Genomic DNA, 12390 nt, shown 5'->3' on the forward strand with positions numbered 1-12390 from the left:
CCCAAACAACGATTTAGCCGTTCATAATGGGGAATTTCATTTCGTTGAAATTGGGGAAATTTGAATCGTTGTTGACACTATCTGTCTAATTTAATTATTGCTGTCATTTTATTCTTAATTTTTATTAACGTAAAAGATAAGTTTAAAATTAAAGGTTAAAGAAAACTATAATTGAAACGAAGCCATTGTAGAGCTACATTTTTCATAAAAAATAAGAGCACCCTGCTATTGGATGCTCTAATGTGATTAGAGGTTTTTTCTGAGTATTGATTCAGACACGAAGATCTTGTCCTACTATTTAATATATGCTTGTACTTATTTTATTGTGCATATATTAAATATCATATCTAGCTACTTCATACATGCATAGGTATCGTTAAAAAATTTGTTCAAATATCCATTGTACAATTATCATATAAAAAAACATCCCCCTGGATGTTTTTTATGTACACATTTTTAAGCTTCCATAAATTTAGCCGGTACACCGATTTTTTCAACTACAGAAGATATATTAGTAGGATTAATCATTACATTTTCAATGCTAACTAATTTATTTTCTAATAGCCCATTCTCTGTTGTAATAAGTTCTTCAAACCGAGCTAAAGTCATCGAAAATTTGTGTTCACTTCCACCATTCATACTGACTTTTACGTACTTCATAGTGTCACCCGACTTTCATAATAATCTATAATTCGGTAAAAAGGCGCTTACATCCTTTTTATTTACCCCTAGATTTTTCACTTTTACATTTGCTATTTTGAAGAAAACAGCCACCATTTTATGTTCAAGTTATAATTGCTAATAAGAATGATAAAGATAAAAATGCACAAAGTGGTATATATAAAACAGTATCCATTCTAGCAAATTGAGTATCTTTTTTTCGCTTAAAAATACCAAAATAATGAAACTCACCAATTACTCTTATGAGAAATACAATCATACACACCCAGGATGCCACTTGAACAATACTATTAGGAAATGCAAAATGAACAATATTAGTTTGTTGTAATAAAATTATTGCTGCCATACTTAATAATAACGCAATGATCAATGTCATTCCTGCACCTGGTGTAAACGCCTTTTCTCCATCTTTAGTCGGAATAACACTATTTGTCGCCCACTTACCTCCGAAAGCCCAGTAAACATGTAAAAAGCTAACTAAAAATAATATACTGACGGCAATATATATAATAATAAGCATTTTATCCTCCCATTATTTTATTGGAGTCCTCAGTTTTAGATTATGCTATAAATTTCTCATTAGCAATCTATATGTAATTACAAAAAAGCCTTTAATGATAAATCATTAAAGGCTTACTAATATTTCTTATGCATTATACCTATTTCTACGACGTTCCATCCTTGTTTGTCCTTGAACAGTACCTTCTTTATATTGATGTATTTGCTCTTTCATTTCATATGTTGCAGCTGGAGCCGGTTCTTCGTAATTATGCTCATGTAGTTTTTCTGGTGTTTTTCGTTTTGATACTTTTTTACCAAACTTAAATAATTTCATCCTAAATTTAGGTAATCTTGGAAGTGGAATCTTAAAGGATAATTTTTTGCGTTTCTTTTTTTGTTTAAATAGATTTATATTTTCTTTATTATCATCTTTCTCTTTGCGGTGAATTAACATCGCAAGTAATCCACCAAATATAAGTCCACCAACTAAAAGCATGATATATTTGAAATTGCTTGTCATTAAGCTAGACATACGTTCAAGTATGACTAACGACTGTACTTCTTTCATATCCCAAAGTAAAGCGGACCATAATGCAAATAAACCGAAAGTAAGTCCATATGTACGAAAACGGAATAAACATGGGACTAAAGCGATACAAGAGGCAATTTTCGCATTCGCTATTATTGAACTAGTTGAAATATCTTGATGCCAAATGATTAACAATAATGTAATAAATGGCGCATACGCTATCCAACTACATATACGTGAATATATTTTTTTCGCAAAATAACTACCGAAACTAGTAAAAAATAAAAGACCTCCAATATATAAAGATTGTTCTAGTGGGATTTGCTTTAAAATTCCTGCAACTGGAAAGAGGCCGCTCAATAGCATGAATAGCACATCTAATTTCTTCACAATTCCTCATTCCTTTCAAATTTCTTTTGAGTCAATTCATATAGCTTTTCCGTATGATGTAGTTTTTTATTTCTAAAAAACATCTTAATCCTGTATGGAAATAAAGTAAATATGTAAAAGAAAAGATACATGACAAAAGATATCCTTATTTACATGAAAAAATGACAAATCCTGACCGATATAATGAACAGGATTTGTCTACTATTATTTAAATCCGAATAATTGAATCTTTCTTTTCTATTTTTATAATATCTACATCCAATTCATCATCAAACTCTTTAAACTCTCTTGCATCTATATCCGTCATATAACTTTTTATTACTTTCGCCATATGCATAGAATATGGCATGTGTATATTCTTTTCCAAAAGCATACTTGAATTACAGCGCATGTAATGTACCATTTTGGCAATATAGTTCCTTTCAACAGCTTTTACACCTAGAGGTAATATTTCAAGTATATATCGATGCAATGTTTCACTATCATTACACAGATACTCACCAGTGCTATAATACATTCCCTTTTGATCTATATATAGACTCGTACTATCTAATACGTCATCACATTCTATCACACCGTATTTGGGTACATCAAAAGATGTATTTATTCTTACAGCATTTAAGTTTGGAACCCTTAGCACATCTGGAACAATGTCAGGGAAAGTATCTATATCAATTTTTTCATTTTGCAACTCTTTTATCCAATATTTTCTTACATTCGCATCTATAATGAAGTATACTTGCTCATTTTGCTCTTTTGCAGGTTGTAAAATTTCCGCTAATGTTTCAGAAACAAATTGTTTAAATTGAATGCCCATATCATTTCTTTTTGAAGGCTGCGGCAAAAAGGTGTTATGTTTATCTACATTTAATAATAAACGATCAATCGTTTGCCACTCTATATTCCCATATAATTTATATGAAATTTCTTTTCCTTTTATTTTTGAAAAAATGGGTAAGAAATCAAATTTCGAGATTCGTTCAATTGATAAATTAACATATGTACAAGGTAAATTTATCTTATTCCAACTACGTTTTAAAAATCCTTTTTGTTCTAATAAACTCAAAATACCATTTATAATCGTTTTACGAGACACACTTTGACCTATAAATAAATTAATAAATGCTGAAATACGGTTTGTTCGTGCAAATCCTTCTCTAACAATTTGCTTTGGATCAATTTTTTCACGTCCATCACAATTTTTCATTGCAATTAACGCCAATGTCGTATCATTACGCTTACCTGCAGTAGCATAAACCGCTTTCATAACATCCTCTACTAAATTCGTTTTATACTTCTGGCAATATTGCATTTTATATGGATTTTGCAATACCTTTTCAATATTACATCTTTCTATTTTTAACAATACTGGAGAATCTGCATGTAATACATATGACGACTCACTGATTTGAGCTAACACCATTTTACTTTCAAATAATGCTTGTTCTACTTCCAGCGATATTTTTTCAGACCATATTTCTAGCGTTATAGTCTCTAATCCTTTTGGTGCAATTAAAGGGAATACTTCTTTCCTATTGCCTGTTTCAATCTTTTTACATTCTGGTAGTAATGTGAAATAAGAAAATTTTTGCTGAAACCCTTTAAATAGATACTCTCTTTCTTTTGCTTTTATACCAGATCTTATTTTAGTACCTTGAACTTTATATATTCTCTCATTGTATGGAAGAAGTACCCTAAGATTTGCTCCTAGCATATAATCTTTCGGATATTGAAGAATATGATCCAATTCAACTTCTCCACCTATACGAAAATCATCTTTTAAATTTCTAAATATCTTAATCCATTTGATGCCGTTTGTAGCCTGCTGAACTTTTAGTTTTACAAATCGTAATTTCTTATTATTCGATGCAAATTCCGGAGTGGAAATTAAAATCATGCCCCGCTTTCGTCTTAATAGCAAAGGAATGTCTGGATGGTTATATTCTTGATAAAATCTCCGAATTCCTATTGAAACATTTAATAATGGAATGTTCTCTCCTCCGCGTGTTATATATTCGAACCGAAATACATAGGCAAAATAATCTTGTGTTTGTTCATCTTTAATAGGCTCTGACATCGCCTCACAAATATTTTGTGATCTAAGAGGAGAAAAATATATATCTTCTTCATTTATGTTTTCTATTTGTACAGGAAGTTCACAAAAAATATGTGAAATTAAAGCGGGCACCCATTTAGAATATACTTCCTTATCATGTAGTACTGTTAAATTAGAAATTAAATCATAATGCCATTCATATTTTGGCGATTCTATTAATTTATTAGGTTTCCAATCATGAATAATCTCATACCAACTTTGAAAAATATAATCAAGTTGTTCTTTTCTAATAGGTTCTTTACTTACAATCCATGGTGTATTTTCATTTAGTACATATGGATTATGCTGAATAAATAATATATCAGAAAACATATCATATAACCTTTCATTCAATCGTTTCAACTTACTCGTTAATAAAAATGTCTTATAATGTATCTCTACAATATCGAGCCATTCAATAGGAAAATATATAAATGATACGCTTTCGTTTAAAAGAGGTTCTACTATATTTTCAAATGTTAACAACTTTAATTTTTCCATAAAATGATTACTTCCTTTCTTCATTTTTCTTGATCACAAAAAAACTAAAGTATTATCACATAATTTAATTATTTAAAAGAATAGCAAATACCGCTTATCCGACTTATATATTAATGACATGACTCTGATAAAAGTTAAAAGAAATTTCCATACATATCCCTCCTTTCATATGATTAATATAATATATTTAGATTATATAATATTAGTCACGTATTGTATTTGGGATTTACAATAATTTTACAAAAGATTATAAAAGAGGTATTGACCATACATATGTATATCAAATCTTCTTTTCACTATCCTATTACCTTTTTCGCTTCTTTATTCACTGACCACTGCTCTAATGTATAAGTCATTTCCCAAAATGAATATTCATATTGACTGCTAATAATAAAATGCTGTTTCATTCCTTTGCGGTCAGACTCTGTCACTTTTTCAGCGATAATTTATGTATATTTCTTCTACAAAACCAGCAACATCCTTATCCCGCCAAGATAGAGCATCATAGAAACGTAGATTGTTAACCTTTGAAACAACACGCTTCCCTACAATAGAAGAATCCACTGTGCTTTTCTTACTGAATTTCACATAAGATGGATCATTTTTAATCCATTGTTCTCCACCAAGATTTAACCAGCCATCTTTTTCAGTCCATACAATATAAGCTTCTGGATTGTTTAACTGGCGAATCATAGAATAGCTTGTACCTGATCCTTTACGTAAGTTAACGTTGTAACCTTCAATATAGGCGATACCGTCTGCTTCTCTAATATAGCACCAAATCCATTAGTAGCTTCTGTTACTCCCTTTATTTGTTTTAATGTTTCAAATGTATCAACATTAATATTAATCTCTAACTTGTTATTAACCATTCTTCATCCTCCTCCGAAATAACTCTAATTTAGTATTGAAATTCTCTAAAACTAGATGTATTATATTTTTGTGTTTTTCTCAGTTCCCGAGCCGAGAATACACCATCACTTGTGAAAGGACCCGAACTCCAGCGGGTTCTTTTTTATTCCTCTTCTTATATTTTTGTTCTTTTTTGTTACGAAATTGCGTTTTGCTTGTATATACCCATGTAAGCACTGAATAAAGAGAGGAGTTTTTATATGAACACTAAATTCGAGATTAATATTTCACCAGAGTTTATTATCTCTATCGTTCAATTATTAAATTTTTTACCTTAGCAGGAATCATTTGATTCTTGCTTTTCTTTTTTCGTTTGTTTTGCGAAATGCAACACGTTTGCGCTTATCTTTCTTTAACAACAAACAAGACGCCACCCAGATCACGGTAGCGCCTACAATAATTGCTGTTGGTTTAATCATTAACAAGTATATCTGGTCCCTTCTTTAACATGTACGAGAAACCCGAAATGAATACGACACTAAATATAATAATAGAAGACCACATATTAAAATGATATTCTTTACCTGCAGCTAAATTATATATGTTATGAACCAAGAAATTAGCACCTATGATAATCACACCTAAAAATGCACTAATTAATATGCTCATTAAATAAAATTTAAGCTTTTGAAACATTTTCCCTCTACCCCTTTTCTAAAATAAACTTTATTTGAGTTTCTTTAGAAAATTATAACATTTATTTTCAGGTATTATTAAATCCATAGTTAAATTAAGGTTATTTTAAGGATGTGTTTTCTATCCAAATGTCCATTTTATTCAATAAAAAGAGTGCACCTGCGCCAGTAGGTGCACTCTTAATGTGATAAGGAAGTTTCTTATGAGTATTGAAACGAGATAGATACAAGCGAGTGAACTTGTACTATACTTCAATATATGCTTGTCCTCATCAAAAGGTGCAATAAAAAAAGCACCCTCGCCCAGGCGCCAAAAGATAGATCATATACTTTGAGGTAACTAACACGTTAGAAAAGACCTTTCCATATCATTGTATGATTATCAATTATCTTTATACCTAGATGACTCATTAAATATGTTTAATGTATAATTTCTATATAATAAAATAAAAACATTTATTACTGACTCATACTTTACCTAAAAGGATTGTTCGCAATGCTTTTTCTTAGATACTCTTCACTGTGTATCAGTTCCATTCTAGGTGGCATACTAATACTTTCTTTATTGTTCTTGTAAAAGTACATACTTTCTAATAAAAAGAGGACATCCATGTTTGGAAATGTCCTCTTTTTCAGTACACTATTCTGTGATTCAATTACGGTAAATGAAATTTTATCCTGCTTCCAATTACCTATTTCGCTACACTCACCCGCTCCAACAATATTAAGTAGCTGGAAGAAGAGCAAAAGCCCTTCCTTGCTTACACAACAGATTTGACTTTGGAATTGAAAACAAGAAACTTGAAAGGAGAGTATTTCTAACTCTTATTATTCCGTTCATACTATAAATGCACTTGAGTTCTGAACTTCCTTCTTAATGCGTTTCAGAAGAGCAGTTAGCTTTTGCTAACTGCTCTTTTATTTGCAATCAAAGAATGATAAGAATTCACTATAATTAATGTGTTCGAAGTTACCTGTATCATTTTTAACAGCTATACCAACTTCTTCTGGTGTTCTAAACAACTTGAAGTCTTCGTCATTAAAACAATATTCTTTACCAGTACTAAATCCTCTTGATTCAGTTTTTGGCACCACATATGATCAATCTCTAAGACTAATTAATATTGATAAGTCGATTAGAATTTGCAAAACGTCCAGAGTCTTACTCATATCCATTCCTCCTTGAATATAAGTGATAACTTGTCATATACTATTTATGCATCTAGATTTTCATTTTGATCGGAGCAGTTAGCTTTTGCTGGCTACTCTTTGTTTGTAAAAACACTCAATTAACTGAACGCGCATATAATATTCTGCGTTCCTTTCTTTATAAAATAGTCATTACAAAATGAATCTCGTCATGAGAGCACTTTATTAAGTGCTCTTTCTTGATTTTAAACTAAACCATAATGAATTTTTTACCACATAGCTAATTGTTAAATATTTTACGTTTATACATTATAATTGAATACGGTATTGTGTATTGGCATTAAGAGAAGCACTCTGGTCAAGTGCTTCTCTTTTTTATAAAATAGCGTTTTTGTCTAGTTTTATTACACCAAAGACATATAGACAACTATATATCAAGATGTTAAAATGTTATTGTGATTCCCATATGGTTTCACAAGCGACTTTTTCTCTGTTCATGGGTTCTTACTATTACGTAAGAACCATTTTTCTATTCAAATTACGATTTTGTTCAATTTTTTGATACATTTATGAAACATTCATATGTTATCTTCAGTATGTTCTTTTCTCTTTTATTAATGCCGTGTGAGATATACTCAGACTTGAAGCCCTAGACCTCCTAACTCTAGGGCTTCTCTATTCAAATAAGAATTTTGTTCTATTTTTTCATTTAAAATATATAAAAATGATCCCTTTATAGAATTCGTCACACCCTAATAAAACAGACATATACTATTGTGTAATTCATTCACTTCTCTATTGGACCACCACCTAAAGGGCACTTATATAGTGCTCTTTTTTAGTATAAATTTTTATTTAAAATAACTATTTTGTTAAATTTCTCAATTCACTAAGTGCTAACTTTATAAAATGAATTCATATACATTTATTGAATACATATACGTTCATATAGAACTAAATAATTTAGGAGCTGATTAGTATGACAAGTAAACCAATGGTAATAACGCTTCCTCCTATATCAAAAACCAAAATTACTTTTTATTCTTCTTCTGGTGAAGTAATTAACAACACTTTTTTTACAAACGAGACTTCAGAGCCTATAGTAACGTTTGCATATTGTCCTATAGACTTTGAAAGATTTGAAACTAAAAGAATGCCAGTCCTTATAAAATAATTTTCATTCTCATTTACGAATAATCTTTTTTTCATTACACATACTACATCTGAGCGCTCTCTCCCTGGGCTTCGCTCTTTCAAAACGGAAGGCACTCCTCCGTGCAGTGTATAAACATAGCGGGTAATCCAGTCAGTTGCCTGCTATGTTTGTTTATAGGTGTAAAGATTATTGTAAAAACTAACGCTTTTATTTCAAAATTATATTGTTTTAAACTATCTATTCTACTTCTCTTGTTCATATGCCAAGTTCTCTATTCATACACTAAACATAATTGACATAACTGAATGGAGGATAACTATGTCTTTTGCAAATATTATTAAATACGGACGCGTTCCCCTCTTTAATTCTAACTTCCCTTTAATTTTATTTTGGAGTCAAAAAAGTGGCTGTACCTCTCTTGCACATTGGTTTTTTTATCAAATAAATTTATTTAAACAAGCCATAAAATACGATTCTTTCATCCATAATTATGAAAATGAAATATATAAAAACTCCTCGGACTACTTTATTGAATTAGCTGCAGCTTTATATTCAAAAGAAAAAGATACCTATAAATTAGTAAGAAACCCGTATACAAGAGCTGTAAGTTCATTCTTCTCATTAATCGCTCCCCCTTACATAGAAAACCCAGCATGGAATCCTATTCGGAATTTTTATTATGGTAATCAATTTTGTAATAAACCTATTTCATTTAAAATCTTTCTCTACTACTTAAAAGCACAAATGATGGATTTAGAACAAGTAGATCCACATTTAATGCAGCAGTATGAACCAGGTGAGGATGAGTTTGTTACAAAGTATATCTACCTTGAAAATTTCTCTACTGAAATTATTCGCCTCGAACAAATATATCAACTAAAAACTTCCCCTTTACATATACTAACCAAATCATGGCATCATCAAAAGGACAGGGCGATTTTTAAAGGTAATTTTGCAGATGCTGATATTACCGATCCTTTATTCCCACGCCTCCCAACATACGATAGCTTTTATGACTATGAAACTATCCAATTAGTACAAGATGTTTTTAATAAGGATTTCAGCACATACAAATACCCATTAACTCCTTTAAAAAATAACTGATTTTCTAATTGCAGTTTCATATATTATGAGGAAACTTAAATTGACCTATTTAAGCTTTCTCATAAAACTCTCGTCGTAAGTTGGGACACTGGAAGCCGTGTCTTTTTTTAATAAAATTCAAATTTAGTCTTTATCAAAATCTTCAATACCATGTAAAATTTATGTAAAAAGTGTTAACCAATCCTCGAAATATACGTAAAATAGAAAGATGGTTAGATGATCCCTACAGCTCGCCAACTCTAACTTTAGGTATAGAGGTGATGAAGTTATTGGTGGATCTATTGTAAGAGGATCTGAAAATGTATTAGAGGTAACTAATGCTAAAATTATCTAAAAAAAGACGGACAAGGAAGTTATATTCGAACAGGATATCCCGTAAGATAGAAATTTAGGAGGATACTTATGAATGATAAAGATTATATGCACAGATAATTAAGCGAATTTTCAGACGCAATATTTCATCAAGATATAGGAACAGTAGAAAAAGCCTTAAATGAATTTATAGAAGAAGCTCACAAAGTGTGTATAGAAAACACTGTAAAGCACATAACTGAATTTTCAAAAAGTGATTTATCCACGCAAGAAAAAGAAGAATTCATTGAATATTATACTGAAATTTATTTTCCTTCTTTAAAACTTAATCCTATAGAATAGCTTGAACAAACAGTTGAAACGTTAAAACAAGCATTAAAAAATCATTAATAAAAATCGACCGCCCTTAATTAAAGGGCGGATTTTATTTTTTTATCAAACTATTCTTTTGTTTTATTTAACTTCATACCACCAACCTTTACGATCAAGGTATTCTTTCATTGTTTTAATTGAACGTCCGACGTTGAATCAGAAATGAAATATGTTAATCCATCAGGTTTTAAAATGATTTTAGCAATCATTTTTAAGGGCATTACCCCCTGTAACATCAGGAGTTTCATAAGGTAAAAAAGCACCTGATTGGATGATGTTTTGTTTAGGTGCTTGTACAACTTCTTGTGTTGCTGATTCAGTAAAACAAGACATTGATTTATTACCTATAAGTAAATTTTCTCTTTAATTTAAGAAAAAAAGATAAGACTCTTTAAAATGATTTTTCTTGATTTCTCAATATAAAGAGTCTTAGATTTCCGCTAACAATCCTATACTATATGAACAAAGAGTAAGGTACGATTGAATGATTGAATATATCCACTAGCGATGGCGCTATATTCTTTGCCGGCATGTACATATATAAAGCTAATATTTTATATGAATATTCGTAATCAATATTCATATATTACAATATCGCCAGAAGTACCATTAAAACAATTAGAGCAACTACCACAGCTACCACAACCGCCACAACTAAAACAACCAAAACAAACCGAAGCAACCAAAACAACGGAATCCACCGCAACGACCACAGCCACCACAACGACGAGCAGCATCTTCAATATAGTAATATGGATATTGGTTTTGCTGGTCCCAATACACAACATTTCCAGACTGGTAATCATTAAGGCTTAACGCTTGTAGTTCTTGTTGAAACTGATTCATTTTCATGACCTCCGTTTATTAACTTTTAACCTTTTGACGCTTTCCTATATTTCCTAAGTAGAAATAGCGCTATAAAGTGAAACGTTAATCAGTGGGGGTTTTGTTCATCACCCACTGATTATTAGTTGAACCAATCGGACGTTTACGGACAGCCCGACTCCCACCTAACTTCTTTGCTCCAACTGAATTTTGAGGTGGGAGTTTTACTGTCCGTTAACGCGGGATAAACTAAGTTCAATACATACACCTACAAAATATGACCTATCACTAGATGATGCACCTTGTTCATGTACCTATTTTTCCACGGGCTCATTTTTATAAATTAAAAAAAGACGCATTTAGATTGATGCGCCTTTTTGCGATACTTCTTTTGTTAAGTATTATTCATACCTGTGAATAGCAATACCTCTTCTCTTTATCCTATTACGTTTTGCTCTTTTGTACTTACCGGCCACTTTTCTAATGTATAAGCCATTTCCCAAAATGAATATTCATATTGACTGCTAATAATAAAATGTTGTTTCATTCGATTTCGGTCTGCCTCTGTTACTTTTTCAGCTATTGCATCTAATCGTGTAATTTGTTCTTCAACCAATGTTCGGAACCAATCGGATCCATAAGCAGAAATCCATTCCTTATAAATTGGCTCTTCTGGCTTACACTCTTTTAAACGCTCACCAATTTCATAATACAACCAATAGCAAGGTAAAATTGCTGCAATAATATCGCCTAAATGTCCTTCATACGCAGCACGATACATATGTGAAGTGTACGCATATGCAGTTGGAGCAGGGATAAAATTATCTTTTTCTTCTTGTGTTATCCCTAATTTCTTCGCAAAATTCTCATGTAAAGATAATTCCGCTTCATATGTATTTTGAGCATGGTGTGCCATACGAGCTGTCGTTTCTAATTCTAGTGCTTTTGCAGCTCCTAAAGTTTGTACTCTAGCAAAGTGACTTAAATAATACGAATCTTGAAGCACATAATAGCGAAAACTAGCTAAATTTAACGTTCCTTCACCAAGTTTTTTTACAAAAGGATGATGAAAACTAGCTTCCCAAATTGAGTCTACTTCTTTACGTAATGATTGTGAAAAAGTCATGTAAATCCCTCCAATTATGTATGAAATTTAAGTATTTACCCACCATTATTAAATCTGTAAAACAAAAAAACTTTCTTTACAGACGTAAAGAAAGTGAAATTG

The 12390-nt window shown here is 31.0% G+C and carries 10 protein-coding genes and 6 pseudogenes; 4 read left to right on the top strand and 12 right to left on the bottom strand.

All coding sequences use genetic code 11. The features are described from left to right. Positions 1 to 456: 456 nt before the first annotated feature. From PDQ33_RS09555 to PDQ33_RS09590, 9 genes and pseudogenes are all read right to left on the bottom strand, one after another. Positions 457 to 660, bottom strand: a complete 204-nt coding sequence (locus PDQ33_RS09555) for a hypothetical protein (RefSeq protein ID WP_000878365.1) — start codon at positions 658 to 660, stop codon at positions 457 to 459. A 124-nt stretch (positions 661 to 784) separates the two neighbouring features. Next, positions 785 to 1201, bottom strand: coding sequence for a DUF3995 domain-containing protein (locus PDQ33_RS09560; protein ID WP_000905442.1), 417 nt, complete (start codon positions 1199 to 1201; stop codon positions 785 to 787). Between the two features lie 126 nt (positions 1202 to 1327). Continuing rightward, positions 1328 to 2101, bottom strand: coding sequence for a DUF3959 family protein (locus PDQ33_RS09565; RefSeq protein WP_061130282.1), 774 nt, complete (start codon positions 2099 to 2101; stop codon positions 1328 to 1330). Between the two features lie 208 nt (positions 2102 to 2309). After that, positions 2310 to 4697: an RNaseH domain-containing protein gene (locus PDQ33_RS09570; protein WP_270755483.1), complete on the bottom strand. Its 2388-nt coding sequence runs from the start codon at positions 4695 to 4697 to the stop codon at positions 2310 to 2312. Between the two features lie 296 nt (positions 4698 to 4993). Then, a pseudogene (locus PDQ33_RS29150) lies at positions 4994 to 5140 on the bottom strand (TenA family transcriptional regulator); the annotation flags it as partial. A gap of 19 nt (positions 5141 to 5159) precedes the next feature. Continuing rightward, positions 5160 to 5456, bottom strand: a pseudogene (locus PDQ33_RS09575) (N-acetylmuramoyl-L-alanine amidase); the annotation flags it as partial. Further along, a complete protein-coding gene (locus PDQ33_RS09580) occupies positions 5387 to 5569 on the bottom strand; it encodes a hypothetical protein (protein ID WP_061130414.1) in 183 nt (60 codons plus the stop codon). The pseudogene PDQ33_RS09575 and the gene PDQ33_RS09580, both read right to left, overlap by 70 nt. Positions 5570 to 6020: 451 nt before the next feature. Further along, a complete protein-coding gene (locus tag PDQ33_RS09585) occupies positions 6021 to 6245 on the bottom strand; it encodes a hypothetical protein (RefSeq protein ID WP_270394882.1) in 225 nt (74 codons plus the stop codon). A gap of 917 nt (positions 6246 to 7162) precedes the next feature. Continuing rightward, positions 7163 to 7339: a hypothetical protein gene (locus PDQ33_RS09590; protein WP_239696957.1), complete on the bottom strand. Its 177-nt coding sequence runs from the start codon at positions 7337 to 7339 to the stop codon at positions 7163 to 7165. Between the two features lie 1048 nt (positions 7340 to 8387). Between PDQ33_RS09590 and PDQ33_RS29155 the strand changes: the two genes are divergently transcribed. The 4 genes and pseudogenes from PDQ33_RS29155 (at position 8388) to PDQ33_RS09605 (ending at position 10307) form a co-directional block, all read left to right on the top strand. After that, positions 8388 to 8567 carry a hypothetical protein gene (locus tag PDQ33_RS29155; RefSeq protein ID WP_429680501.1) on the top strand — a complete coding sequence of 60 codons (180 nt, stop codon included), beginning with the start codon at positions 8388 to 8390 and terminating at the stop codon, positions 8565 to 8567. A 300-nt stretch (positions 8568 to 8867) separates the two neighbouring features. Beyond that, positions 8868 to 9653 (top strand): sulfotransferase family 2 domain-containing protein, encoded by a 786-nt coding sequence (locus tag PDQ33_RS09600; RefSeq protein WP_061130410.1) that lies wholly within the window; start codon positions 8868 to 8870, stop codon positions 9651 to 9653. 170 nt (positions 9654 to 9823) lie between these two features. Continuing rightward, a pseudogene (locus tag PDQ33_RS29060) lies at positions 9824 to 10037 on the top strand (RNase A-like domain-containing protein); the annotation flags it as partial. A gap of 18 nt (positions 10038 to 10055) precedes the next feature. Next, positions 10056 to 10307 (top strand): annotated as a pseudogene (locus PDQ33_RS09605) (contact-dependent growth inhibition system immunity protein). Positions 10308 to 10418: 111 nt separating this feature from the next. Here the strand turns inward: PDQ33_RS09605 and PDQ33_RS09610 are convergent. From PDQ33_RS09610 to tenA, 3 genes and pseudogenes are all read right to left on the bottom strand, one after another. Continuing rightward, positions 10419 to 10694, bottom strand: a pseudogene (locus PDQ33_RS09610) (N-acetylmuramoyl-L-alanine amidase C-terminal domain-containing protein); the annotation flags it as partial. Positions 10695 to 10909: 215 nt separating this feature from the next. After that, positions 10910 to 11189, bottom strand: a pseudogene (locus PDQ33_RS09615) (heterocycloanthracin/sonorensin family bacteriocin). 409 nt (positions 11190 to 11598) lie between these two features. After that, positions 11599 to 12288 (bottom strand): thiaminase II, encoded by a 690-nt coding sequence (gene tenA, locus PDQ33_RS09620; RefSeq protein ID WP_061130408.1) that lies wholly within the window; start codon positions 12286 to 12288, stop codon positions 11599 to 11601. Between the last annotated feature and the right edge of the window lie 102 nt (positions 12289 to 12390).

The organism is Bacillus cereus group sp. Bc031, from assembly GCF_027716265.1.
GTDB classification, from domain to species: domain Bacteria; phylum Bacillota; class Bacilli; order Bacillales; family Bacillaceae_G; genus Bacillus_A; species Bacillus_A paranthracis.

Coding starts and splice junctions, on each gene's coding strand:
- PDQ33_RS09555 (WP_000878365.1), bottom strand. CDS start 660: ATGAAGTACGTAAAAGTCAGTATGAATGGTGGAAGTGAACACAAATTT.
- PDQ33_RS09560 (WP_000905442.1), bottom strand. CDS start 1,201: ATGCTTATTATTATATATATTGCCGTCAGTATATTATTTTTAGTTAGC.
- PDQ33_RS09570 (WP_270755483.1), bottom strand. CDS start 4,697: ATGGAAAAATTAAAGTTGTTAACATTTGAAAATATAGTAGAACCTCTT.
- PDQ33_RS09580 (WP_061130414.1), bottom strand. CDS start 5,569: ATGGTTAATAACAAGTTAGAGATTAATATTAATGTTGATACATTTGAA.
- PDQ33_RS09585 (WP_270394882.1), bottom strand. CDS start 6,245: ATGTTTCAAAAGCTTAAATTTTATTTAATGAGCATATTAATTAGTGCA.
- PDQ33_RS29155 (WP_429680501.1), top strand. CDS start 8,388: ATGGTAATAACGCTTCCTCCTATATCAAAAACCAAAATTACTTTTTAT.
- PDQ33_RS09600 (WP_061130410.1), top strand. CDS start 8,868: ATGTCTTTTGCAAATATTATTAAATACGGACGCGTTCCCCTCTTTAAT.
- tenA (WP_061130408.1), bottom strand. CDS start 12,288: ATGACTTTTTCACAATCATTACGTAAAGAAGTAGACTCAATTTGGGAA.